The organism is Streptomyces sp. NBC_01092 (genome assembly GCF_045039535.1).
Lineage (GTDB): Bacteria > Actinomycetota > Actinomycetes > Streptomycetales > Streptomycetaceae > Streptomyces.
In genome coordinates this window covers 9,784,608-9,809,411 of record NZ_CP108659.1, presented here as the reverse complement: position 1 = coordinate 9,809,411, position 24,804 = coordinate 9,784,608, and the positions used below count along the sequence as shown (strand labels likewise).

Sequence of the window (24,804 nt, the reverse complement as noted above, 5' to 3'; positions counted from 1 at the left end):
AGAATCGCGGGGTTTGCACCCGACCCCACGCGCATCTCCCGGAGCCCTCGCCCCATGCACTCCCCGCACGACCCGTACGTCCGTGTCCGCGGCGCCCGTGAGCACAACCTCAAGGGTGTGGACGTCGACATTCCGCGCGATGTCCTGACCGTGTTCACGGGGGTGTCCGGGTCCGGGAAGTCGTCGCTGGCCTTCGGCACGATCTACGCCGAGGCCCAGCGCCGGTACTTCGAGTCGGTAGCACCGTACGCGCGCAGGCTGATCCACCAGGTCGGCGCGCCGAAGGTCGGCGAGATCAGCGGGCTCCCGCCCGCGGTGTCCCTCCAGCAGCGCCGCTCGGCGCCGACGTCGCGCTCCTCGGTCGGCACGGTCACCAACCTGTCCAACTCCCTGCGGATGCTGTACTCCCGCGCCGGCGACTACCCGCCCGGCGCCGAGCGGCTCGATTCGGACTCCTTCTCGCCGAACACGGCGGCCGGGGCGTGCCCGGCGTGCCACGGGCTCGGCCAAGTGCACCGTACGACCGAGGAGTTGCTGGTCCCCGAGTCCGAGCTGTCGATCCGTCAGGGTGCGATCGCCGCGTGGCCGGGTGCCTGGCAGGGCAAGAACCTGCGGGACATCCTCGACGCGCTCGGGTACGACGTGGACCGGCCCTGGCGCGAGCTGCCCGCCGGGCAGCGGGAGTGGATCCTGTTCACCGACGAGCAGCCGGTCGTCACCGTCCACCCGGTGCGCGACGCCGACCGCATCCAACGGCCGTACCAGGGCACGTACATGAGCGCCCGGCGGTACGTCATGAAGACCTTCTCGGATTCCAAGAGCGCGACTCTGAGGGCCAAGGCGGAGCGGTTCCTCGCTGCCGCGCCCTGCCCGTCGTGCGGTGGCCGCAGGCTGCGGCCCGAGGCGCTGGCGGTGACCTTCGCGGGGCGCACGATCGCCGAGCTGGCGGCGCTGCCGCTCATCGAGCTGGCGGGCACGCTGGAGGGCAGCGCCTCGGAGACGGCGCGTGTCCTGACCGAGGACCTCAAGTCCCGCATCGCACCGGTCGTCGAGCTCGGCCTCGGCTACCTCAGTCTCGACCGGGCCACCCCCACCCTCTCGGTGGGCGAGCTCCAGCGCCTGCGCCTGGCGACCCAGCTCAGGTCCGGGCTGTTCGGTGTCGTGTACGTCCTCGACGAGCCGTCCGCGGGACTGCACCCGGCGGACACCGAGGCGCTGCTCACGGTGCTGGCGCGACTGAAGGCGGCCGGGAACACGGTGTTCGTGGTCGAGCACCACCTCGACGTCATGCGCGGCGCCGACTGGCTGGTCGACGTGGGGCCGCAGGCGGGTGAGCACGGCGGGCGGGTGCTGCACAGCGGGCCGGTGGCGGAGCTGGCCTCGGTCGCGGAGTCGGCGACGGCGCGCTTCCTGTTCGACGGCTCCCCCGCCGCCGTACGCCAAGTGCGGGCCCCGCACGGCCGGTTGAAGGTCGGCCCGGTCACCCGGCACAACCTGCGCGGGGTGACCGCCGAGTTCCCGCTCGGCGTCTTCACGGCCGTCACCGGGGTCTCGGGGTCGGGCAAGTCCACGCTGATCGGCGAGATCACCGAGGAGCCGGCGGGCGTGGGCCGCCTGGTCTCGGTCGACCAGAAGCCGATCGGCCGCACCCCGCGCTCCAATCTCGCCACCTACACCGGACTCTTCGACGTCGTACGCAAGGAGTTCGCGGCCACCGACGAGGCGCGGGCACGTGGTTACGGCGTCGGGCGGTTCTCCTTCAACGTCGCGGGCGGGCGCTGCGAGACCTGTCAGGGCGAGGGGTTCGTCAGCGTCGAGCTGCTGTTCCTGCCGAGCACGTACGCACCGTGCCCGGACTGCGGCGGGGCGCGCTACAACCCCGAGACGCTCCAAGTGGCGTACCGGGGGCGGAACATCGCGCAGGTGCTGGACCTCACGGTCGAGGCGGCGGCGGACTTCTTCGCGGACACGGCGACGGTCGCCCGCAGCCTGTCCACCCTCCTCGACGTGGGCCTCGGCTACCTCCGTCTGGGGCAGCCCGCCACCGAGCTGTCCGGCGGCGAGGCCCAGCGCATCAAGCTGGCGAGCGAGTTGCAGCGCGGCCGTCGCGGCCACACGCTCTACCTCCTCGACGAACCGACGACCGGACTGCACCCGGCCGATGTCGAGGTGCTGATGCGCCAGTTGCACGGCCTCGTCGACGCCGGACACACCGTCGTGGTGGTCGAGCACGACATGTCCGTCGTCGCGGGCGCGGACTGGGTGATCGACCTGGGGCCAGGGGGCGGTGACGCGGGCGGACGCATCGTGGCGGCGGGCTCACCCGCGCAGGTGGCACGAGCGACAGGGAGCGCGACGGCGCCGTATCTCGCCCGCGTCATGCCGTGAGGGGCTCGCGCGACGGGGCCATCGGCTGCTCACGGCCGACAGCGGCACAGGGAGCCTGATCGACTGGCACCCGGGCGGCCGGGACGCGAGGGACAGGGAGCGTGATGGCGCCCTGTCCCGCCCGCGTCATGCCGTGAGGGGCTCGCGCGACGGGGCCATCGGCTGCTCACGGCCGACAGCGGGCACAGGGAACGTAATCGACTGGCACCCGGGCGGCCGGGACGCGGGCGGACGCATCGTGGCGGCGGGTCCGCCCGCTTGGGTGGCCATGAGGGGCAGGGAGCGCGAGGGCGCCCTGCCCCGCCCGCGTCATGCCGTGAGGGGCTCGCGCGACGGGGACGGCGACGACCGCTGTTCCGACCCCGAGGCGGGCCCGCCGGTCGCCGCGCGCTGCGGCCTGGGAATCCGGACCGGACGTTCGTCCGGCAGCGCGGACGCCTCGGCCGCGTCGGCCAGGGAGCGGCGATCGGGGCGGCTGCCCGGCATGATCGGCTCCCGCACCTCCGCCTCCGCGACCAGTTCGCGTACCCTCACCACCCGCCACACCGACGCCAGCAGCGAGTCCTGGCCGACGAAGGCGGCCGCCGTGGTGGGCGAGCCCGCGACGACGCGGTAGCTCAGGCGCACCGGCTGCACGGGGACGCCCGCGTCGAGGGCGGCCTGGAAGGCGGCCCGGCGGAAGTGGCCCTGGGCCCGGCCGCACCACGTGCTGCCCTCGGGGAAGACGGTCACCGCCTCACCGGCGCGCAGGGCCTCGGCTATCCGGGCCACCGTGACGGGCAGGGCGCGGATCCGGTCCCGGTCGATGAACAGCGCGCCGCTGCGCGCGGTCATCCACCCGGCGACCGGCCAGTCACGGATCTCCGACTTGGCGAGCATCCGGGCCGGGCGCACGGCGGCGAGCAGCGGGATGTCCAGCCAGGAGACGTGGTTGGCGACGAGCAGCAGCCCGCCGTCCGGCGCGGTGCCGCCGGCGATCCGTACCCGGACCCCCGCGGCCCGTACGACCCAGCGGCTCCAGCGGCGGACCAGTCCCGCGGGGATCCGCCCGCCGAGCGGAGTCGCCGCGAACCCGAGGACCAGCAGGAGCAGGACCGCGGCGATCCGCAGGACGGCCAGGGGCATGGCTCTGGCCGGTCCTGTGGCGTCGATGCAGTTGCGCGGGGTGCAGGGAGCGCTGGGCCGCCAGAGGGTTCCCGCGTCGGCCGGGTGGCTCGTGCCGCCCACGGCCGGGGTACCGGCCGTGGGAGCGATCGCCGGGGGGACCTGCACGGCACCGAGGGAGGAGGTGCTCATGGCCGCCACGTCCGTCACGCCGGGACGAGCGAGAGGAAGTGCTTCAGATAGCGCGAGTTCACCCGGCGCATCGACAGCAGCACGTACAGGTCGGCGACCCCGAACTCCGGGTCGTGCGCGGGCTCGCCGCACACGAAGGCGCCCAGGCGGATGTAGCCGCGCAGCAGGGCCGGGAGCTCGGTGCGGGTGGCCGGGACGGGCGCCGTGGGCTCCCAGGGCCGCAGCGGCCGTACGCGGTACTCCTCCGGGGCCAGGTGCTTGGCCTGCACCCGGTCCCAGGTCCCCGCGGCGAGGGCGCCGCCGTCCGCCAGCGGGATCGAGCAGCAGCCGGCCAGCCACTCGTGGCCGCGGTCGACCATGTAGCGGGCGATGCCGGCCCAGATGAGGCTGATCACGGCGCCGTCGCGGTGGTCGGGGTGGACGCAGGACCGGCCGACCTCGACCAGATTCGGACGAAGGGAGTCGATCCGGGAGAGGTCGAACTCGCCCTCGGAGTAGAGTCGGCCCGCGACAGCGGCCCGCTCCGGCGGCAGCAGCCGGTAGGTGCCGACGACCTGTCCGGACACCTCCTCGCGGACGAGCAGGTGGTCGCAGTACGCGTCGAAGGCGTCGATGTCGTGACCCGGCTGCGGGGTGGACAGCAGGGCCCCCATCTCGCCGGCGAAGACGTCGTGCCGCAGCCGCTGGGCGGCGCGCACGTCCTCCTCGTTGCGGGCGAGACCCACGGTGTACCGGATGGGTGCCGTGGGGTGCGGGGGACGGTCGACGGTCAGTACGCCGGTCATGGCTTACTCCTGGTCACGGGCCGGGGACGGCGAGCGGAGCTCGGTTGGAGCGATGCGATGTGCCGCCCCTGTTCTTCCTATGCCGGTTGGCGTACGCGTGACATGTGCCAGGAGAGCGGATGTGCGGATGTTGAACGGCGCGAACTCGTACCGGTCGTCCACATTCCGGTGCCCGATCGGTCAGCCGGGCAGTCCAGTGCTGTTCACTTGGCAGGTGCAGAAAAGGCGAGACGGGGCCGGGGAGCACCACTCCCGGCCCCGCCCGTCCGCACGTCTCGGCGAACGTCTGCTGTGCGGCAACCGCTACCGCTTCACCTTCCGCGTGGCCCGCAGCCACTCCTTGTTCATGCCCGTGATGGACATGAGCGGGATGCCCTTGGGGCACGCGGTGGCGCACTCGCCGGTCAGCGTGCACCCTCCGAACCCCTCCTCGTCCATCTGCGCCACCATGTCCAGCACCCGCGTCTCGCGCTCGGGCGCCCCCTGCGGCAGCACGTTCAGATGGTTGATCTTGGCGGAAGTGAACAGCATCGCCGCCCCGTTGGGGCAGGCCGCCACGCACGCCCCGCACCCGATGCACTCGGCGTGCTCGAAGGCGAGGTCGGCGTCCGGTTTCGGCACCGGCGTCGCGTGTGCCTCGGGAGCCGCGCCCGTCGGGGCCGTGATGTAGCCGCCGGCCTGGATGATCCGGTCGAACGCGGACCGGTCCACGACGAGGTCCTTGATCACCGGGAACGCGGAGGCCCGCCACGGCTCGATGTCGATCGTGTCGCCGTCCTTGAACGACCGCATGTGCAACTGGCAGGTCGTCGTCCGCTCGGGCCCGTGCGCGTCGCCGTTGATGACGAGCGAACACGCGCCGCAGATGCCCTCGCGGCAGTCGTGGTCGAAGGCGACCGGGTCCTCGCCCTTGAGGATGAGCTCCTCGTTGAGGGTGTCGAGCATCTCCAGGAAGGACATGTCGGCGGAGATGCCGTCCACCTCGTAGGTGGACATGGTGCCGTCGGCGTCGGCGTTGCGCTGCCGCCAGACGCGCAGGGTGAGCTTCATGCGTAGCTCCGCTGGGTGGGGTGGACGTACTCGAAGACGAGGTCTTCCTTGTGCAGCACGGGAGCGGCGCCCGTGTCGGTGAACTCCCAGGCCGCCGCGTAGGCGAACTCGTCGTCCTTGCGGGCCGCCTCGCCGTCCGGCGTCTGCGACTCCTCGCGGAAGTGGCCGCCGCAGGACTCGCTGCGGTGCAGTGCGTCGAGGCACATGAGCTCGGCGAGCTCCAGGTAGTCGACGACGCGGTTGGCCTTCTCCAGCGACTGGTTGAACTCCTCGCCGGTGCCCGGGACCTTGATCCGCCGCCAGAACTCGTCGCGGATCTGCCCAATGCGCTCCAGCGCCTTGCGCAGCCCGGTCTCCGTGCGGGCCATCCCGCAGAACTCCCACATCAGCTCGCCGACCTCGCGGTGGAAGGAGTCCGGGGTCCGGTCGCCGTCCACGGCGAGCAGGAGGTTCAGCCGGTCCTGGGTCTCGGCCAGCACCTCCTGGACGACGGGGTGTTCGTCGGTGACCTGCTCGTGGTGCGGGTTGCGGGCGAGGTAGTCGTTGATGGTGGCCGGGAGGACGAAGTACCCGTCGGCCAGGCCCTGCATCAGGGCACTCGCCCCCAGCCGGTTCGCGCCGTGGTCGGAGAAGTTGGCCTCACCGATGGCGAACAGGCCGGGGACGGTGGTCTGGAGGTCGTAGTCGACCCACAGGCCGCCCATCGTGTAGTGGACGGCCGGGTAGATCCGCATCGGCACCTCGTACGGATCCTCGTCGGTGATCCGCTGGTACATGTCGAAGAGGTTGCCGTACTTGGCCTCGACGGCCTTGCGGCCCATACGCCGAATCGCATCCGCGAAGTCGAGGTAGACGCCCTGTCCGCCGGGACCGACGCCCCTGCCCTCGTCGCAGACGTTCTTCGCGGCGCGCGAGGCGATGTCGCGGGGCACGAGGTTGCCGAAGGAGGGGTAGATGCGCTCCAGGTAGTAGTCGCGCTCGTCCTCGGGGATCTTGTTCGCGGGACGGTCGTCGCCCTTGGCCTTCGGCACCCAGATCCGGCCGTCGTTGCGCAGCGACTCGCTCATCAGCGTCAGCTTGGACTGGTGCTCGCCGGTACGCGGGATGCACGTCGGGTGGATCTGCGTGAAGCAGGGGTTGGCGAAGTAGGCGCCGCGCCGGTGGGCCCGCCAGATGGCGGTGGCGTTGGAGTTCATGGCGTTCGTCGACAGGTAGAAGACGTTGCCGTAGCCGCCGCTGGCGAGGACGACGGCGTCCGCGAAGTAGGTGTCGATCCTGCCGGTGATCAGGTCCCGGGCCACGATGCCGCGCGCTTTGCCGTCGATGACGATCAGGTCGAGCATCTCGGTACGCGGGTGCATCTCGACGTTCCCCGCGGCGATCTGCCGGCTCAGCGCCTGATACGCGCCGAGGAGCAGTTGCTGGCCCGTCTGGCCGCGGGCGTAGAAGGTCCGCGAGACCTGGACGCCGCCGAAGGAGCGCGTGTCGAGCAGTCCGCCGTACTCGCGGGCGAACGGCACGCCCTGGGCCACGCACTGGTCGATGATCTCGACGGAGATCTGCGCGAGCCGGTGCACGTTCGACTCACGGGCGCGGAAGTCGCCGCCCTTGACGGTGTCGTAGAAGAGGCGGTGGATGGAGTCGCCGTCGTTGCGGTAGTTCTTCGCCGCGTTGATGCCGCCCTGCGCGGCGATGGAGTGGGCGCGGCGCGGGGAGTCCTGGTAGCAGAACTGGACGACGTGGTAGCCCTGTTCGGCGAGGGTGGCACCGGCGGAGCCGCCGGCCAGGCCTGTCCCGACCACGATCACCGTGTGTTTGCGCCGGTTGGCGGGGTTGACGAGTTTGGCCTCGAAGCGGCGTATGTCCCAGCGCTCGCCCACGGGGCCGGAGGGAGCTTTGGTGTCGAGGACCGGTTCGCCGGTCGGGTAGTCGGCGTAGGTAGACATGTCAGCTCACCAATCCGGTCATGACGCCCACGGGTACGGCGATGAACCCGGCCGTGAGCAGCAGCGCGAGGATGTTGGCCGTGGCCTTCAGGGCGCGGTCGCGGGTGCGGCTGCCGGCGCCGAGGGTCTGGGCGGCGCTCCAGAAGCCGTGCCGGATGTGCAGGCCGAGCGCGAGCATCGCGACGATGTAGATGACGTTGCCGTACCAGGTGGAGAAGGTGTCCACGACGTTCTGGTACGGGTGGCCCTCCTGGAAGCCGCCGGAGTGCACGGTGCCGGTCGTCAGGTCGAGGATGTGCCAGACGATGAACAGGCCGAGGATGATGCCGCCCCAGCGCATGGTGCGCGTGGCGTAGCTGGCCCGCGGCTTCTTGTGCACGTACTTGCTGGGGCGCGCCTTGATGTCGCGGCGACTGATCTGGTACGCCGACGTGGCATGGGCGACGACGGCGACGACCAGCACGACGCGGACGAGCCAGAGCGTCCACTCGTAGTGCATGAACGGCTCGCCGACGGTGCGCAGCCAGTGTGCGTAGTGGTTGAACTCGCCCGCCCCGAAGAAGATCTTCAGGTTTCCGATCATGTGGACGACCAGGTACGCCAGCATGATCAGCCCGCTGACCGCCATCACGGTCTTCTTGCCGATGTTGGAGTCCCACACCGTGCGTGCCATGGACGGCCGTCTGTCCGTCCGCGTTGCCAGAGCCATGGAACAGGACGCTACGTCCGGGCCACCTCATCGGTCCAAGACATGATCGAGCTCGTTTCGATAGGCAGGCCCTATGCTTGCAGGATGCAGTTCCAGCAGCTCCAGTACTTCGTGGCGGTCGCCGAGACCCGGCACTTCACCCGGGCCGCCGACCTGGTGCATGTCGCGCAGCCCTCGCTGTCGCAGCAGATCAAGTCGCTGGAGCGGGAGTTGGGCGCGGACCTGTTCCTGCGGGCGCGCGGCAACATCACGCTGACGGACGCCGGGGAGGCCCTGCTGCCGCTGGCCCGGCGCATCCTGGCCGATGCGGACACCGCGCGGCACGAGGTGCAGGAGCTGGTGCAGCTGCGCCGGGGCCGGGTCCGCCTCGGCGCGACGCCGAGCCTGTGCACGGGCCTTCTCCCGGACGTGCTGCGTGCCTTCCACGACCGCTATCCCGGCATCCAGCTGCTGATCGAGGAGGGCGGCTCGCACGATCTCGTACGGCTGCTCGCGCGCGGCGCCCTGGACCTGGCCCTGGTCGTGCTGCCCCTGCCGAGCCCGTCCCCGGCGCTGACCACGGTGGAGCTGCTGCGCGAGGACCTGGTGATCGTCTCCTCCCCCGAGGCTCCCCGCCCCGGCGGCGGCCGGCGCACGGTGCGCATCGCCGATCTGGAGGGCGAGCGCCTGGTGATGTTCCGGCACGGCTACGACCTGCGGGAACTGACCGTCGCCGCGTGCCGTGCGGAGGGCTTCGAGCCGGACTTCGCGGTCGAGGGCGGCGAGATGGACGCGGTGCTGGGGTTCGTGCGGGCCGGGCTGGGCCTGGCCGTCGTACCGCGCATGGTGGCGGCGCGGTCGGGCCGGGGGCTGCGGGTCACCCCGCTGGCCCGGCCCGGGCTGTACCGGACGATCGCGCTGGCCCACCGCAGCGATGTGGCGCCGCCGCGGGCCGCGCGGGAGTTGCAGCGGATGCTGCTGGAGCGGTGAGCGTCAGCCGGCGGTGCGCGGAGCCAGGAGGTCCGTCATGCCGATGCGCTCGTAGAACTCCGTACGGACACCGTCGGCAAGGTCGCTGACCCGCTCCGAGCCGTCGTCGGCCGGGTCGATGGTGACGCGGAACGGGCGCTCGCCCTTCGGGGTGTCGACGACGCGGACGATGGCGTCGGCGACTTCCCGGACATCGGCGTCGGCCGGCGCCAGGGCGGCCAGTGCCTTGCCGACGTCGTCCGTCAGACCGGCGTAGAAGACGTCGTACGCCTGCGCGGTGGCCGTGTCCTGCGGGTGCATCGCGTGGGCGAAGTGGTTGGTGCCCGAGGTGAAGGAGCCGGGGATCACGATCGACGTGTCGATGCCGAAGCGGCTCAGCTCCACGGCGTAGCTCTTGGCGAGGTGGTCCATCGCGGCCTTGGCGCCGAAGTACGGGCCGAGGTAGGGCGGGGTGCCGCCGTAGGTGCTGGACGACCCCACCCACAGCAGCAGTCCGTCGCGCCGGTCGCGCATCTGCGGCAGGACCGCACGGTTGACGCGCTGGGTGGACAGCACGTTGGTGTCGTAGATCTCGGCGATCTGCTCCGGGGTGAAGGACTCGGTCGGACCGAGCACCATGTGCCCGGCGTTGTGGACGACGACGTCGATCCGGCCGGCTTCGGCCGTGACCGACGCGACCGCGGCGTCCACGGACTCCTGGCCGGAGACGTCGAGTTCGACGGTGCGCAGCGCGACACCGTGCTCGTCGGCGTAGGTCCGCGCGTCGGCGACGGCCGGGGCGCCTCGGCCAGTGGTCTGCCGTATGCCGGCGTAGACGGTGTGGCCGGCGTCGGCGAGGGCGCGGGCGGTCAGGGCGCCGAAGCCGCTGGAGGCACCGGTGACGAGGACGACGGAGGGCATGCCTGTCTCCTTGGTGGGGCTTGCGCGAGGGTGCGGGGGCGGTCGGTCAGGCGAAGGTGATCACGCTGCGGCCGTGGGCGGTTCCGGCTGCGATCGCGTCGAGGGCGGCCGGCGCCTGCTCCAGAGTGATCGGCGTGACCTCGGGGATGATCCCGTGGGCCGCGGAGAAGGCGAGGGTGTCGCGCAGGTCGTGCGGGGAGCCGGACGGGGAGGCGACCACGTGGAGACGGTTGAGGATCATGGGCGGGGTGGGCAGCGTGAGCGGCTCGCTGCCGTAGCCGAGGAGCAGCAGGGTGCCGTCGGGGGCGAGACCGCCCAGGGTGGCGGCGGCCGCGGCGGTGGACGGGGCGGCGTTCAGCACGACGTCCGCGCCGCCGTCCCACGCCTTGAGGGCGTCGGCCGGGTCGGAGTCGTCGGTGGCGACGAACAGCTCCGCGCCCAGCGCCTTGGCCTGGTCCTCACCGCGCCGGGAGCGGCCCACCACGGCGAGCCGGGCGCCCATGGCGGTGGCGTAGCGCGCGGCCAGGGCACCGACTCCGCCGAGGCCGACGACGGCGACCCGGGAACCGGCCGTCGCGCCGGCCTGCCGCAGACCGTTGAAGGCGGTGAGGCCGGCGCACATCAGCGGCGCCGCCGCGACGGGGTCCAGGCCGTCCGGCAGCGGGGTGACGAAGTCGGCCTTGAACAGGGCGTATTCGGCGTAGCCGCCGTCGGCCACGACGCCGGTGATCCGCTTGCGGGGACACAGGATCTGGTCGCCGCGCACGCAGTAGTCGCAGTGCCCGCAGGAGTCGTACAGGAACTGCGCGCCCACCACGGTGCCGACCTCGGGGAAGGTCACGCCCTCGCCGACGGCGGTCACCACTCCGGTGACCTCGTGGCCGGGGACGACCGGGTACCGGGCGAAGGGGTAGTGGCCGCGCAGCAGGTTCAGGTCGGAGAAGCACACTCCGCAGGCGGTGACCTTGACGACGACCTCTCCGGCGGCGGGCTGGGGGACGTCGAGGTTGTCGAGGGCGAGCGGGAGGTTCGGGCCGGTGGCGACAGCAGCACGCATCGCGGGCTCCCATGGGGTGGTGGTCGGGGAGGTTCTCGGTTGAGTTCCTGGTCCTTCCGAGTCTCCGAGCCCGCTGTGGTCGCGTCCAATGCCGGTTACGGCCCGATTGATGCCCAGGCTGCATCATCGCAGGTCTACGCCGTGCCTCTGGCCCGCGCGGCGGCGTGGACCGTCTCGACGAAGCTCGTCACCAGGTGCGAGGGGCGCTTGCCGTTCCAGGCCAGGGACACCTGCCCCGGCGCCGCGTCGGCGACCGGGACGTAGGCGATGTCCGACCGGGGGAACGCGGCGGCGACGGAGCCGGGCACGAAGGCGATGCCGCGCCCGCCCCTGACGTAGCCCAGCAGTTCCTCCATGTCGTGGAAGGCGGGGCCGTGGCCGGGCCGGCTGCCGTCGGGGCGTGGATCGGCGTTCCATACGGCCGACCAGGCCTCGGTCGCCTCCGCGTACTCCAGGACGGGATCGTCGGTCAGGGCCGTGAGGGCGACCTTGGCGTCGCGTGCCCGCGGATGATCGACGGGCAGCACGGCGGCGATGTGCTCGGTGTACAGGGGCAGGAGATCCACCCCTTCGGCTTCCAGGGGCGGCCGTACGAACCCGACGTCGACGCTGCCGTCCAGCAGGGCCCGCGCCTGGCTCCACCAGCGCAGGCGGACCAGCTCGATGGACACGCGCGGAAAGCGCGCGGAGAACGCGTTCAGCGCGAGGCCGACGTCGGTGCCGAGCATGAACCCGACGATCAGCGCGTCGTTCCCGGCATCGATGCGCCGGGCCCGCTCCTGGGCGGCCTCGGCGGCGGCGAGCAGTGCCTTGGCGTCGCGCAGGAACTGCTCGCCGGCCGGGGTGAGCGCGACGTCGCGGGTGCTGCGGGTGAACAGCTCGACCCGCAGTTCGTGCTCCAGTTGCCGCACCTGCCGGGACAGCGCGGGCTGGGTGACGTGCAGGGCGACGGCCGCCTGCCCGAAGTGCCGGCGCTCGGCCACGGCCACGAAGTAGCGCAGCTTGCGCAGATCCAGATCGATCGGCCTGTCGGGCATGGCGGGTCCTGCCTTTCCGCTGACCGACCGGGGGGTGCGGTACCGCCGTCGACACTCCTCACGCTAACCGACGGGCGCGAAGCCGCACGGGAGGGGCGGCCGTCCGCCCCGCGTCCCGTACGGCCCCGGTGGCTCAGCCCGTCGCGTCCACCAGCGCCAGCTCGTGCAGCCGCTCCGGCGGGCCAGGGCGGGCGTAGTACCAGCCCTGGGCCGTGTCGCAGCCGAGAATCCGCAGCTGCTCGGCCTGGGCGCCGGTCTCCACGCCCTCCACCGTCACCGTGAGGTTCAGGCCGTGGGCCAGGGAGACGATCCCCTCGACGATCTTGAGGTCGACGGGGTCGGCCGGGAACCGCTGCATGCTCTGCGTGAAGGAGCGGTCCAACTTGAGGATGCTCACCGGCAGCCGGCGCAGGTTGGCGAGGTTGGAATAGCCGGTGCCGAAGTCGTCCAGCGCGATGTCGACGCCCATCTCGGCCAGCCGGCGCAGGGGCTTGAGCAGGTCGGCGTCGGCGCCGATGAGGGCCGACTCGGTGACCTCCAGGCAGAGGGCGTCGGGTGCCATGCCGGCGCGCTCCAGGATGTCGACGGTGTCCTGGACGAGTCCGGGGTGGCCGAGCTGGCACGGCGAGAGGTTGACGTTGATGCGGAAGGGCCCTGCGTCGTCGTGGCGTTCCCGCCATGCGCGGGCCTGGCGCACCGACTGCTCCAGGACCCAGCGGCCGAGCGGCACGATGAGTCCCGTGTGCTCGGCGAGCGGGATGAACCGGTCCGGGCCGAGGACGCCGTGCTGCGGATGCAGCCACCGCACCAGGGCCTCCGCGCCGCGCACGCTGCCGTCGCCGAGGTGGACCAGCGGCTGGTACTCGATGAAGAACTCGCCCCGGTCCAGGGCCGTCGGCAGCGCCGTGGTCAGCCCGTGCCGGGTGATGGCGCGGGCGTCGGCCTCCGGGTCGGCGAGCTCGAAGCGGTTGCCGCCGGCCGACTTGGCCCGGTACATCGTGATGTCCGCGCTGCGCAGCACCTCCGCCGGACCGCGCTCCCCCGCCGGGCCCTCGACGATGCCGATGCTGCCGCGCACGGTCAGCTCGCGTCCGTCGACGCTGATCGGGGCGACCAGCACGTTCATGATCCGGGTGGCGAGCTCGTCGACCTCGCGCTCGGTGTCGGGGCCGGTGGTCAGCGCCACGAACTCGTCGCCGCCGAGCCGGGCGACCATCTCGCCGGGCGCGGTGGCGCACGACTGGAGGCGGTCGGCGACCTCGACGAGCAGCCGGTCGCCGGCCGCGTGGCCGAGGCTGTCGTTCACAGTCTTGAAGCCGTCCAGGTCGAGGTAGCAAAGCCCGAACCGCTGGCCCTCTCCGGCGCCCAGTGCCTTCTCCAGGCGCTCGAAGAAGAAGGTGCGGTTGGGCAGGCCGGTGAGCGCGTCGTGCGTGGCCTCGTAGCGCAGCCGCAGGTTGAGCAGCCGCCGCTCGGTGGTGTCCTCCATCAGGGCCAGCTGGTACTGCGGTTCACCGTCGGCGTCGCGCAGCAGGGAGACCGTGAGGTTGGTCCACAGGACCGTTCCGTCGGGGCGGTAGAAGGCCTTTTCGACGTGGTAGTGCTCGCGCTCGCCGCGGACGAGCTCGTCGTAGAGCGTCCAGGTCTGCGGCGCGTCCTCGGGGTGGGTCCACTCCTTGACGTTTCGGCTGCGGATGGCCTGTTCGGAGACGCCGAACATGCGCAGCAGCGCGCCGTTGACCTGCAGTATGTTGCCCGTCAGATCGGAGATGCCGATTCCTATGGCCGCGCCCTCGAACACCGCGCGGAAACGGGCCTCGGTGTCGTGCAGCGCCTGGGCGACCACGCCCTGCGCCTTGAGCGCGGCCGAGGAGATCGCCTCCTGCTCGGCCAGCGTCCGCTCGCGCAGCGCCTGGGCGAACCCGGCGGCCATGGCGTGCTGGAGCCGCGAGGAGCGCGCCCGCAGGTCCTCCTGGTCTCCGCCGTCGCCGCAGTACAGCACCAGATAGGCGTCGACGCAGTCCAGCGAGCGGCTGAGCGCCTCGGGGTCGGTGCAGTGCGCGGTGACGAGGGCGGCGCCGACGGCCCTGCCCTCGTCCGCGTCGAACGTCCTGGCCTTGAGTGCCTTGCTCAACCGCCGGGCGAGCGGCAGCAGTTGCTCCTCGAACTCCGGCCGGGTCGACGACGTCGAGGTCACCGGGAAGACCGCCCGGCTCCAGATCGTCGCGAACCGGCGGAGTCTGTCCTCCGGCCCGTCCGGCCCCGCGCTCACGCCGTACGTCCCACGCCGGCGAAGCCGGAGAAGGCAAACGGATCCTCGTCCTCCGGTGCGGTGTCCGGTCGCCAGAGCGGCATCGGCACCAGTCCGGGTTCCACCATGTCGTACCCCTCGAAGAACCGCGCGATGGCCTCGCGCGAGCGCATGATCAGCGGGTTGCGAATGTCCTTGTATACGTCGACCGTGCCCTTGGCCCGTTCCTCGGGCAGCGGGATTCCCTCGTACGAGGCATGCGTGAGCACCAGCAGACTGCCGGGCGCGAGCGCGTCGCGCAGCTGGGCCACCGCCTCGTAGGGTTCGTCCTCGTCCTCCACGAAGTGCAGTATGGCAACGAGCAGCAGCGCCACTGGCCGGTTCAGGTCGATCAGGCGCTCGACCTCGGAACTGCGCAGGATCTCCTGGGGCTTGCGCAGATCCGCAGCGACGATGTCGGTGTCGTCGTGGCCCGCCAGAACCGCCTGGCTGTGCGCGACGGCGACCGGGTCGTGGTCGACGTACACCACGCGTGCGCCGGGGCTGGCGGCCTGGGCCACCTCGTGGACGTTGCCGAACGTCGGTATCCCGGAGCCGATGTCCAGGAACTGGGTGATGCCCTCGTCGACCGCGAAGCGCACCGCGCGCCGCATGAACGCCCGGTTGGCCTGCATGATCTTGGGGAGGCCCGGCATGAAGTCCATGGCCTTGCGGGCCGCTTCCCGGTCGACCTCGAAGTTGTGCGAACCGCCCAGGTAGTAGTCGTAGATCCGGGAGACGCTCGGCACCGAGATGTCGATGCTCCGTGGGGCCCAGGCGGGACGCTCCATCTATCTCTCCAAGGCGTAGGCGATCCGGTGTTCGAGCTGAGGCTACTGATCGCCCGCCAAAGGAGCGAGCGGAAACGGAAATTGACCATCCGTTCCCGGTCACTGCCAGTGGCACGTGCCGAATTGCCGCCCCGCGCACCCTCTGCGAAAAGCATCCGAAGCATTCCACAGTGCTGCGAACCATGGTGAAAGAGGGCGAAGAACAGCAGTGAATGCAGACAAACCGGTCCGCCCCCTGCGCGTGGAGCTCAGGGGGCGGACCGGAGGTGTGATCTCTGCTGCTGCTACGCGCCGACCGGCTTGCCGTCGGGGCGGATGGCGAACCAAGTGCCGCCGACGCCCTGACCGTTGGTGTCACCGGGCTTCTTGTCGCCGGCGAAGGTGTAGATCGGCACACAGTCGATGGTCTGCTGCTTGATTCCGTCGGGCCGGTCGAAGACCACGTAGCCCTGGCCCCTGGGACCGGACCCCTTCAGGTCGATGCCCTCGGTGTCCTCGGCGTCGACCGGCGCGATGACCGGCCACTTCTCCAGGCACTCGCCGGTGCAGGCCGTCTTCATCGGCCAGGGCGAGTCCTTCATGAAGCGGTAGACCGTGTGGCCGTTCTTGTCGATGACGATCTCGCCGAGCTTGGAGTCCTGGCGCGTGGACAGACCGGGCAGGTCGCCCGCCTCGGTTCCGCCCTGCGCCTTCTTGCCCGTGGGGGCGAGCGCGTACCAAGTGCCGCCGACGCCCTGGCCGTTGACGTCACCGGCCTTGGTGTCCTTCGCGAAGCGGTACGCCGGCCAGCCGTCGATCGTCAGCTGCTTGGTGCCGTCGGTCCGGGTGACCGAGCCGAGCTTGTTCTTGTCGATGCCCACGCCGGCCGTGGCGTCGTCCGCGGGGACCGGCGGCCACTTGGTGGCGCACTCGCCGTCGCAGTTCGACTTGGGCGGCTCGGCGACGTCCTTGTCGAAGCGGTAGAGGGTCATCCCGGCGCCGTCGGTCAGCACCTCGCCGAGTTCGGCGTTGGTGGACACCGCCAGTTCACCGGCCGCGGCGGCCTGCGTGGCGGCGCTCTCCTGGCCCGCCGCGCCCGTGTCGTAACCGGATCCGAGACCGGTACCGCTCCCGTAGTCGCCGGCCGCGGCCGTGGCACCCACGTTCTGGCTGCTCGCCGGCGGGGCGGTTTCCGAGCCGCATGCCGTCGTCAGCGCCGCCACTGCCACGGCGCTCACCACGAGCGAGGCGCTCCGCCACGAGGTCTTCATCGTCAACTCCCCATATTCACCAGGGTGTTGCAGCGCCCTGCTGCGCCGCCGCACGACAAGAGGTACGTGTGAGAGCCACTCTCGTGTTCAACCGGCGCACAAATTTCTTTCCGGAAGCTAGGCGCCGCACGCGCATGCCCCGGCGGTTACGCCCACGCCCCCTGATCAAACCTTTCGAGGGCCATCCTTCCCTCGTTCGGGGCATTTCGGCCGCTCTCCGGCATACACGGGCGCGCGATGGCCTCAGGATCTTCGTCGTGCATGGACTCGAACCGACCCAATCCACCCTGACCGCAAGGGTGTTGACGGTGGCGACGTTGACGTGGCTGCTGGTGTCGGCGCCGGCCGGGGCGGCCGGGGCGACGGTCTGCGCCTACGCCGACACCGGCCCGGACGGCGCACAGGCGGTCGCGGTCGTCGGAAGCCTCACCTGGCCGACTCCCCCGCAGTGCCCGACGCCGACCCCGACTCCCACCCCTACCCCGACGCCCACAGCCACGCCTCCGCCGAAGACGACGCCCCCACCGGACCCCACACCGACTCCCCCGCCGCCGAAACCGACGCCCACCGCGAAACCCGAGCCGCCGTCTCCGCCGCCTCCCCCGGCCCCGGCGCCGCCGGCTCCGCAGCCCGCGCCGCCACGCCCGCGGCCGGTCCCGACGCCGGCACCCACCCCGACGCCCACGCCGAAGCCGTCGGCCAGGCACGCCCCGCGTCCGTCCGCGACCCCCGTGCACTACCCGCCCTACCGGGCCGCCCGGCACAAGCGGGCGGCGCATGACGCCGCCCCCGCTCCGCTCACCTTCGTCCTGCTCATCGCGGTGCCCGCCATCGCCGCCGTCGCCGCGCTCCGTCCGCGTTGATCCTGGAGGTTCCTCTTGCCGGAATGGCTTGTTCTCACCCTCGCGATGCTGGCCGCCTGCTCCGTGGTGGTCATCATCACCCTCGTACGGCACCGCACGGCGCCCGACGACGAGGATCCCTCCGAGACCCCCGACGTCATCGAGTACATGACGATGTGGATCGGCGTGGTGTACGCCATCGTGCTGGGCCTGGCCATCGCCGGCGTGTGGGAGGCCCGCAGCGCCGCCCAGGACCATGTCGAGGCGGAGGCAGTGGCGCTGCACGAGGTCTCGGAGCGGGTCCGGGTGTATCCGGCCGACGTCCGCGACCGCATTCGGGACGATGTCAACGCCTATGTCGGACACGTCGTCACCATCGAGTGGAAGACGATGATGGATCACGGCGCCGTCACCGACCGCGGCAAGGAGCTCCTTCAGCGCGTGCGCGAGGACGTGACGGACTACGAGCCAAGGAACGACTTCGAGGCGCAGGCCTACCAGCCGGTCCTCGACCAGGTGACCGCGGCCGACCAGGCGCGCAACGCCCGCGCGAACTCGACCGGGGACACCATGCCCGGCGTGGTGTGGTTCGGACTCCTGGCCGGCGGTGTCGTCACCATCGGGATGGTGTTCGCCCTGCAGATCCGGCGCACGGCCCGTGAGCTGATCCTCGCCGGGCTGTTCTCCGCGCTGATCGCCTTCCTGCTCTTCCTCATCTGGGACTTCGACGATCCCTACAGCCGTGGCGTCACGGCGTCGACGGAACCGTTCCTCGCGCTGTTCCCCCACACCGGGGGCTGACGGGCACTCACTCCGGCGGCGGCGACGGCCACGGCGGCACTCGATGCGAACCCGCCACGCCGCCGCCGTCCCCCGGTCGACGGAATGCCGTCCCCTGAGCGGCCCACACGCTTGCCCCATTCGTACGACACCGATCGCGTGGGTGTGCGCACCTTCCTAGCGTTTCGATCACCGAGGTGCATTTCTGGCGCAAGCGGAAAAGGTCCGCGACTGCTCCTCGGGGAGCGGGAGACACACCATGCGTGCGATACGCGTCGCTTCTGCAGCACTGCTGGGCGTCAGCGCCCTCGCCGTGACCGCGCCCGCCGCGCAGGCGCAGGGCGACAACTCCGATTTCTGGGCCAGTGTCCGGCCCACCACCGTCGATCCGGGCGAACACGTCCGGCTGCGCGCGACCGGGTGCGAGCAGAGTGTGACCGTCTCGTCGGGGGTCTTCGACACGGTCACCATCCGCCGGGGGCGGACGACGGCCTGGGCCAGGGTCGACCGGGACGCCAGACGTGGCACCGTCCATGAGGTGTCGTTCTACTGCGGCACCTTCTGGCAGAGCGTCGACCTCACCATCGCCGGCGGCCGGCCGGACCGGCCCGATCTTCCGGAGCACGGCGCGCACGCCGGTGAGGGCGGCACCTTCGCCGGACTGGACCTGAAGGAGATCGGCCTGGGCGCCGCGCTCATCACGGCCGCGCTCGGCACCGCGTACCACCTCTCCCGGCGCGGCGACGGCGAGGACGGCGCCTGACACACCGGCAGCCGCACACACGCAGACCTTCGCCCCGGATCCCCATGAGGGGGGCCGGGGCGAAGGTCTGCGTGTGTGCGGCCTGTCTCCCGTGGTCGGCGGTTCACGCCGGACAGCGCGTCAGATCCGCTTCTCCGCCCGCCGCCGCATCCAGAACACCCCGCTGCCGACGACGGCCACGGCGATCAGTCCGCCTCCGATCGCCATGTCGGTCGGCGTCGCGCCCGTGGACGTGCTGCCGCCGAGGCCGCCGCGGACGCCGCCGATGACGGAGAAGGCGTTGGGGTGGGTCAGGGGCCGGCCCGCCCCTCTGCAGGTGACCGTGATGCTGTGGGAGCCCGGCCTCGCGTTCCGGTCGATCGTCGCGGTGCCCTTGGCCGTGCTGCCGCCGACCGGGGTCAACGTCGTGGGCCGGAAGGCGTCCGAGGTCGCGGTGCCGCCCTGCGGGCAGCCGTCGACGGTGATGGTCAGCTGCCCGCCGCGGGCGATGACGCTGGGCAGGGCGACAATGTTGCTCGGGCCGACGGGCATGCCGTCGCGTGCCGCGGCCACCGGGGCGGCCAGACCGAGGGCGGCGACCGCGGTGGCGGCGGCCGCCAGGGTACGAGTGCTTCGCATGTGATCCTCCGCGGAAGACGCCCCGGGTACCGTCCCCGGTATCGATCGGCGAGAAAGCGCCTCCCAGAAAGACCCTCAGTTGCGGTGCCCGAGGCCGCATTTCGGCGATGGTCCGTCCTGGTGAGACGACACGCCGGAGGACAACCCCACAATCGGAATTGTCGCAGGTCACGGACCGTCAGAATTTTCCGGCCGGTGGCAACTCGGATGGCGCACCGAATCAGTTCGGGCCACCCGTTCGTCTCTGCCCCGTCGCCGGTTTCGCCTGCGGGACTTAGCGTTTTCGTATGCGCGAATGACGTGGCGACGGCCGCGTCGAGAGGGGAAGTCGAATGTCCGGTTTCGAGCTGGCCGAAGAAGAGGAGGAGCGACGGAGGAAGCGTGCTCCCTGGGGCGTGATAGCGCTTGTCCTGCTGACCGGTCTCGCGCTCGTCCGCAACGGATCCGGGGAGTTCGACGAGGGCCCGCCGCAGCCCGCCTCCGCAGCCGCCGCGGACCGGCAGCTGCCCCGCGCGGTGTTCGCCCGGGCGGCGCGGCCGCTGCCGTTCGCCCTGCCGGACCGGGTGCGCATCCCCGCCATCCACGTCGACGCGCCGGCGATCCCGGTCGGCCTGGACCTGGACGGCTGGGTCGGCGCGCCGCCCCCGGAGGACCCCAATCTGTCGGGCTGGTTCACCGGCTCCGTCTCGCCCGGCGAGAAGGGCACCGCGGTCGTCGTCGGCCATGTCGACAACCTTCAGGGGCCCGCCGTCTTCTACGGTCTCGGCTCGCTGGCGAAGGGACATCGCGTCGAGGTCCTCCGCAAGGACGGAAAGACGGCCGTGTTCGAGATCTACGGCGTCGAGGTGTTCCAGAAGGACGACTTCCCCGGAGACCGGGTCTACGCCTCCAAGGGAACCGCGGAATTGCGGGTCATCACCTGCGGTGGCGGTTTCTCCAAGCAGAACGGATATGACGGGAACGTCGTCGTTTTCGCCAGCCTGGTCGAGGTCCGCTGAGCTCTCCGAGCTTTCCGAGCCTTCCGTGCTTTCCTCGACCGGGCGGCGAAAGCCGTCACGCGTAATGCCGTCGGGGGACGGTGACGTGATATCCGGCGTCCAGCAGCTGCGGCAGATAGGTGCGCAGGGCGCGGACGCTCTGGGAGCGGTCGCCCCCGGCGTCGTGCGAGAGCACCACGACGCCGGGGGCGGCGCCGTCCTCGACCCGGCCGACGATGGTGCGGGTGCCGGGGGTGGTCCAGTCGAGGGTGTCGACGGTCCAGGCCAGCGGTTCCATGCCCAGTTCGGCGCCGAGTTGGAAGGTGGCGCGGTTCCAGGCGCCGTAGGGGGCGCGGAACCAGGCCGGGCGCTCACCGTACGACTCCTCGATGATGTCGCAGGTGCGCTCCATCTCCTTGCGGATCCGTCCGCGGCCGAGCCGGGTGAGCAGCGGGTGGGACCAGGTGTGGTTGCCGACGACATGGCCCTCGTCGGCCATCCTGGCCACGAGGTCCTTGTTGTCGGCGACCATCTCGCCGCAGACGAAGAACATCGCGCGGACGTCGTACTCGCGCAGGGTGTCCAGGATGCGCGGGGTGTAGCGGGCGTCGGGGCCGTCGTCGAAGCTCAGCACCATGGTGCGGCCGCGTGCGGACACCTGGAGCATGGGTTCACGGCGTACGAGGGTGCGGCGGGGGGCCGCCTTGGGCGGGCCGTACCCCGTCAGGGGCTGGAGACGGTACGAGGAGGGCTTGAGCGCGCTGCGCTTCTGGGGGCCCTGGGCCGGGGCCGGGGCGGCCCGGTGCACGGTCTCGTCGCCCGTGAACGTCGTGAACAGGCCCGCGGTGCCGGCGGCTCCGACGGCGGCGGCGGCGCCGGCGAGCAGCGCGCGGCGTCGGGTGAGCAGACGCGGGGGCAGCTGATCCTTCGTCATGTCTGATGAGTCGCCCGGCGAGAGACCGACGCACCAGTGCGACACCGGAACGGCTGAGCGAATACACCCGCGCGGACCAGCTGTCGCCAGGCGGTCAGCGGCGGCGCACCAGGGGGAACGGCAGGGTCTCCCGGATCGTCAGGCCGGTGAGGAACATGACCAGCCGGTCGACGCCGATGCCGAGACCGCCGGTGGGCGGCATGGCGTATTCGAGGGCGTCGAGGAAGTCCTCGTCGAGCTCCATGGCCTCGGGGTCTCCCCCGGCGGCGAGCAGGGACTGGGCGGTGAGGCGGCGGCGCTGTTCGACGGGGTCGGTGAGCTCGGAGTAGGCGGTGCCGAGCTCGGTGCCGAAGGCGACGAGGTCCCAGCGCTCGGCGAGCCGGGGGTCCAGGCGGTGCTGGCGGGTGAGCGGGGAGACGTCGGTCGGGAAGTCCTTGTAAAAGGTGGGCAGCTGGGTCTTCTCCTCGACGAGCCGCTCGTACATCTCCAGGACGACGTCGCCATGGCCGTCGTCGGCGACGTACGGCACGCCGACGCGGTCGCAGTACCGGTGCAGCCGGAGCAGCTCGGTGTCGGGGTCGATCTCCTCGCCGAGGGCCTCGGAGATCGCGCCGTACACGGTCTTGACCGGCCACTGGCCCGAGATGTCGTACTCCTTGCCGTCCTTGTGGGCGATCGGCGATCCGAAGGCGGCGCTCGCGCAGCCCTGGATCAGTTCGCGGACGAGGTCGAGCATCACGTCGTAGTCGGCGTACGCCTGGTAGGCCTCCAGGATCGTGAACTCGGGGTTGTGCTTGTAGTCGACACCCTCGTTGCGGAAGGTGCGGCCGAGCTCGAAGACCCGCTCCACGCCGCCGACGCACAGCCGCTTGAGGTACAGCTCGGGGGCGATGCGCAGGTAGAGGTTGAGGTCGTAGGCGTTGATGTGGGTGGTGAAGGGGCGGGCGTTGGCGCCGCCGTGGATCTGCTGGAGCACCGGCGTCTCGACCTCCAGGTAGCCGCGCTGCAGCAGGCCCTGGCGCAGCGCCTGGACGGCGGTGGAGCGGGCGCGGACCGTGTCGCGGGCGGCGGGGCTGGAGACCAGGTCGAGATAGCGCATGCGGACCTTGGCCTCGGGGTCGGCGAGGCCGCGGCGTTTGTCGGGCAGGGGGCGCAGGCACTTGGCCGTCAGCTGCCAGGAGGTGACGAAGACGGTCGGTTCGCCCTTGTCGCTGACGCCCGCCAGGCCGGTGGCGCAGATGAGGTCGCCGATGTCGGTGTCGGCGGTGAAGCGGTCGAGGGCGGCGCCGGAGTCCTTGCGGGTGAGGGCGAGTTGGTGGTCGCCGGACCAGTCGCGCAGCACGGCGAAGACGAGGCCGCCGAAGTCGCGGACCAGCATGACCCGGCCGGCGACGGTGACCTGCTCGCCCGCACGGACCTCGGCGAGGGCGTGGGTGCGGGCCGGGATGCCCACCGGGTAGGGGTCGATGCCCTCGGCGCGCAGCCGGTCGAGGGTGTGGTGCCGGACACGGACCTGCTCGGGCAGGCCCGTATCCGGCCCGGCCGCCCCGGCCTCGTCCCCTCCTTCGAGGCCGAGCGCCGCCAGCGAGGGCAGTCCCTCGGTGGTGGCGGGGCGCGGTCCGTTCCTCGGGTGCCCATTTCTGCGGAGCTTGTGCAGGGACGGTACGGAGACGAAGCCCTCGGCGATGCCGGACGCGAGGCTGATCCGGGCGAGGGAGGCGGCCTCGCCGTAGCAGATGAAGCGGGGGTACCACTGCGGCTGGTACTTCGCGTTGGAGCGGTAGAGGGCCTCCAGCTGCCACCACTTGGAGAAGAACAGCAGCAGGCGCCGCCACAGCCGCAGCACGGGTCCCGCGCCGATGCGGGCGCCCTCCTCGAAGACCGAGCGGAAGACCGCGAAGTTCAGGGAGATCTGACGGATGCCGAGCTTGGGTGCGACGGCGCACACTTCGGCGACCATGAACTCCATGACGCCGTTGGGGGCGCCGCGGTCCCGGCGCATCAGGTCCAGGGAGATGCCGTCCCTGCCCCAGGGCACGAAGGAGAGCAGGGCGAGCAGCTGACCGTCCTCGCCGAGTGCCTCCACGAGGAGGCAGTCGCCGTCGGCCGGGTCGCCGAGGCGGTCCAGGGCCATGGAGAAGCCGCGTTCGGTCTCGGTGTCGCGCCAGGCGTCGGCCTTGCGGACCACCTCCTCCATCTCCGCCTCACCGAGGGTGGAGTGGCGGCGGACACGGCAGTGGGCGCCGGTGCGCCGGACGCGGTGGACGGCCTGCCGGGTCACCCGCATGTCGCGGCCGTCGAGGTCGAAGTCCTGCACCCGCAGGACCGCCTCGTCGCCGAGTTGGAGGGCGCCGAGTCCGGCGCGGGCGTAGGCGGTGGCGCCGTCCTCGGAGGCGCCCATCGCGGCGGGCACCCAGGCGTGGCGGCGGGCCGCGGCCAGCCAGACGGCGATGGCGTGTGGCCAGGCCTCCCGGTCGCCGACCGGGTCCCCGCTGGCGAGGCAGACGCCGGCCTCGACGCGGTAGGTGACGGCGGCCTTGCCGCTGGGCGAGAAGACGACGGCCTTGTCGCGCCGGGTGGCGAAGTAGCCGAGGGAGTCCCTCTCGCCGTAGGCCTTGAGGAGGGCGCGGATGCGGGCCTCCTCGTCGTCGTGCAGGGCGGCCTCCATGCGCTGCGAGCGGAAGAGGGTCGCGGCGGCGTTGAGGAGGGCGAGCGCGCCGAAGAGGCCGAGCAGGAAGTACAGGGGCCTGGGCGGCCGTCCGTCGTAGGTGGTGCCGGAGACCAGGCCGCCGCAGACCCGGTCGGCAGCCCACGCCAACCGCTGGCTCTGGGGCAGTGTGCCGGGGAACAGCTCGACGAGTCCCCAGCCGACCAGGATGCCGATGACGAGCCCGACGAGCAGGACGCCGAGAGCTCTTCGTACGGCCGCTCTGCGGGAGGCGGCGTAGAACTCCCCCCGGGCGACGATCAGCAGGGCGAGGGCGAGGCCGCACACGATGAGGGACGGGACGGAGTCGGAATAGTCGCCGACGACCGTGCCGAGGATGTCGGACAGGACGAGCAGGCCCAGATAGATGACGACCAGCCACCAGGCGATCTTTTTGCGGGCGGCTGTCGCGGCGGCGAGCAGGAAGAGGAAGACGGCGTAGGCGAGGTTGGCGCTGACGGGGACGATGATCTGGTCCAGGGCACGCACGACCGGGCGCAGCGCGACCCGTAGCGGCGGGATGAGGGCGAGCAGGACGCAGAGCAGTCCGAGGGCGCCGAAGAAGGTCGCGAAACCTTCCGGCACCCTGCTCATCCAGCCGTGTCCGGGCGGCCGTGTCGGGCCCGTGACGTCCTTGTCCCGCGCGGCCTCCACGGTGGCACTCATGTTCCGACTGTAGGAAGCCCCCGGCCTCCTCGCCCGTCGAGCGTCCCGGCCG

At 71.5% G+C, this 24,804-nt stretch carries 20 protein-coding genes; 6 read left to right on the top strand and 14 right to left on the bottom strand.

From position 1 onward, the window contains the following. Nucleotides 1-54 precede the first annotated feature (54 nt). The gene (locus OG254_RS44290) at nucleotides 55-2,388 is read left to right on the top strand and encodes an ATP-binding cassette domain-containing protein (protein ID WP_405593400.1); all 2,334 of its coding nucleotides are present in this window, start codon (nucleotides 55-57) and stop codon (nucleotides 2,386-2,388) included. 309 nt (nucleotides 2,389-2,697) lie between these two features. On the opposite strand, the gene OG254_RS44285 is transcribed toward OG254_RS44290, so the two are convergent. From OG254_RS44285 to OG254_RS44265, 5 genes are all read right to left on the bottom strand, one after another. Continuing rightward, the gene (locus OG254_RS44285) at nucleotides 2,698-3,684 is read right to left on the bottom strand and encodes a lysophospholipid acyltransferase family protein (protein WP_405593399.1); all 987 of its coding nucleotides are present in this window, start codon (nucleotides 3,682-3,684) and stop codon (nucleotides 2,698-2,700) included. A 14-nt stretch (nucleotides 3,685-3,698) separates the two neighbouring features. After that, nucleotides 3,699-4,469 carry a GNAT family N-acyltransferase gene (locus OG254_RS44280; RefSeq protein ID WP_351187014.1) on the bottom strand — a complete coding sequence of 257 codons (771 nt, stop codon included), beginning with the start codon at nucleotides 4,467-4,469 and terminating at the stop codon, nucleotides 3,699-3,701. Between the two features lie 303 nt (nucleotides 4,470-4,772). Next, nucleotides 4,773-5,519 (bottom strand): succinate dehydrogenase/fumarate reductase iron-sulfur subunit, encoded by a 747-nt coding sequence (locus tag OG254_RS44275; protein WP_405593398.1) that lies wholly within the window; start codon nucleotides 5,517-5,519, stop codon nucleotides 4,773-4,775. Further along, nucleotides 5,516-7,465, bottom strand: a complete 1,950-nt coding sequence (locus tag OG254_RS44270) for a fumarate reductase/succinate dehydrogenase flavoprotein subunit (protein WP_405593397.1) — start codon at nucleotides 7,463-7,465, stop codon at nucleotides 5,516-5,518. Before OG254_RS44270 ends, OG254_RS44275 begins: the two co-directional genes overlap by 4 nt. Before the next feature lies 1 nt (nucleotide 7,466). Then, on the bottom strand, nucleotides 7,467-8,138 hold the full coding sequence (locus tag OG254_RS44265) for a succinate dehydrogenase (protein ID WP_405593396.1): 672 nt from the start codon (nucleotides 8,136-8,138) through the stop codon (nucleotides 7,467-7,469). Between the two features lie 120 nt (nucleotides 8,139-8,258). On the opposite strand from OG254_RS44265, the gene OG254_RS44260 reads away from it, so the two are divergent. Further along, on the top strand, nucleotides 8,259-9,143 hold the full coding sequence (locus OG254_RS44260; RefSeq protein WP_405593395.1) for a LysR family transcriptional regulator: 885 nt from the start codon (nucleotides 8,259-8,261) through the stop codon (nucleotides 9,141-9,143). 3 nt (nucleotides 9,144-9,146) lie between these two features. On the opposite strand, the gene OG254_RS44255 is transcribed toward OG254_RS44260, so the two are convergent. The 6 genes from OG254_RS44255 to OG254_RS44230 form a co-directional block, all read right to left on the bottom strand. Further along, a complete protein-coding gene (locus tag OG254_RS44255; protein WP_405593394.1) occupies nucleotides 9,147-10,043 on the bottom strand; it encodes an SDR family oxidoreductase in 897 nt (298 codons plus the stop codon). Between the two features lie 46 nt (nucleotides 10,044-10,089). After that, nucleotides 10,090-11,100 (bottom strand): alcohol dehydrogenase catalytic domain-containing protein, encoded by a 1,011-nt coding sequence (locus tag OG254_RS44250; protein ID WP_405593393.1) that lies wholly within the window; start codon nucleotides 11,098-11,100, stop codon nucleotides 10,090-10,092. Between the two features lie 134 nt (nucleotides 11,101-11,234). Then, entirely contained in the window at nucleotides 11,235-12,137 is a 903-nt protein-coding gene (locus OG254_RS44245) for a LysR family transcriptional regulator (RefSeq protein ID WP_405593392.1), read from the bottom strand. A 133-nt stretch (nucleotides 12,138-12,270) separates the two neighbouring features. Continuing rightward, the gene (locus OG254_RS44240; RefSeq protein ID WP_351187028.1) at nucleotides 12,271-14,406 is read right to left on the bottom strand and encodes an EAL domain-containing protein; all 2,136 of its coding nucleotides are present in this window, start codon (nucleotides 14,404-14,406) and stop codon (nucleotides 12,271-12,273) included. After that, nucleotides 14,403-15,215 carry an SAM-dependent methyltransferase gene (locus OG254_RS44235; RefSeq protein WP_405593391.1) on the bottom strand — a complete coding sequence of 271 codons (813 nt, stop codon included), beginning with the start codon at nucleotides 15,213-15,215 and terminating at the stop codon, nucleotides 14,403-14,405. Before OG254_RS44235 ends, OG254_RS44240 begins: the two co-directional genes overlap by 4 nt. A 284-nt stretch (nucleotides 15,216-15,499) precedes the next feature. Further along, nucleotides 15,500-16,465 carry an SCO0930 family lipoprotein gene (locus OG254_RS44230; protein WP_405593390.1) on the bottom strand — a complete coding sequence of 322 codons (966 nt, stop codon included), beginning with the start codon at nucleotides 16,463-16,465 and terminating at the stop codon, nucleotides 15,500-15,502. 448 nt (nucleotides 16,466-16,913) lie between these two features. Between OG254_RS44230 and OG254_RS44225 the strand changes: the two genes are divergently transcribed. The 3 genes from OG254_RS44225 to OG254_RS44215 all read left to right on the top strand — a co-directional run bounded on the left by OG254_RS44225 (nucleotide 16,914) and on the right by OG254_RS44215 (nucleotide 18,850). Further along, nucleotides 16,914-17,246 (top strand): hypothetical protein, encoded by a 333-nt coding sequence (locus OG254_RS44225; RefSeq protein WP_405593389.1) that lies wholly within the window; start codon nucleotides 16,914-16,916, stop codon nucleotides 17,244-17,246. A gap of 97 nt (nucleotides 17,247-17,343) precedes the next feature. Further along, a complete protein-coding gene (locus tag OG254_RS44220; protein ID WP_405593388.1) occupies nucleotides 17,344-18,108 on the top strand; it encodes a hypothetical protein in 765 nt (254 codons plus the stop codon). 238 nt (nucleotides 18,109-18,346) lie between these two features. Next, nucleotides 18,347-18,850 carry a hypothetical protein gene (locus OG254_RS44215; RefSeq protein ID WP_405593387.1) on the top strand — a complete coding sequence of 168 codons (504 nt, stop codon included), beginning with the start codon at nucleotides 18,347-18,349 and terminating at the stop codon, nucleotides 18,848-18,850. A 120-nt stretch (nucleotides 18,851-18,970) separates the two neighbouring features. Here OG254_RS44215 and OG254_RS44210 read toward each other — a convergent pair whose 3' ends face one another. After that, nucleotides 18,971-19,468, bottom strand: coding sequence for a hypothetical protein (locus OG254_RS44210; protein ID WP_351187040.1), 498 nt, complete (start codon nucleotides 19,466-19,468; stop codon nucleotides 18,971-18,973). 332 nt (nucleotides 19,469-19,800) lie between these two features. Here OG254_RS44210 and OG254_RS44205 point away from each other — a divergent pair, with 332 nt between their 5' ends. Further along, a complete protein-coding gene (locus OG254_RS44205; protein ID WP_405593386.1) occupies nucleotides 19,801-20,466 on the top strand; it encodes a class F sortase in 666 nt (221 codons plus the stop codon). A 55-nt stretch (nucleotides 20,467-20,521) separates the two neighbouring features. On the opposite strand, the gene OG254_RS44200 is transcribed toward OG254_RS44205, so the two are convergent. Both OG254_RS44200 and lysX read right to left on the bottom strand, forming a co-directional pair. Continuing rightward, entirely contained in the window at nucleotides 20,522-21,379 is an 858-nt protein-coding gene (locus tag OG254_RS44200; RefSeq protein ID WP_405593385.1) for a polysaccharide deacetylase family protein, read from the bottom strand. Between the two features lie 94 nt (nucleotides 21,380-21,473). After that, nucleotides 21,474-24,752, bottom strand: a complete 3,279-nt coding sequence (lysX, locus tag OG254_RS44195; protein ID WP_405593384.1) for a bifunctional lysylphosphatidylglycerol synthetase/lysine--tRNA ligase LysX — start codon at nucleotides 24,750-24,752, stop codon at nucleotides 21,474-21,476. Nucleotides 24,753-24,804 lie beyond the last annotated feature (52 nt).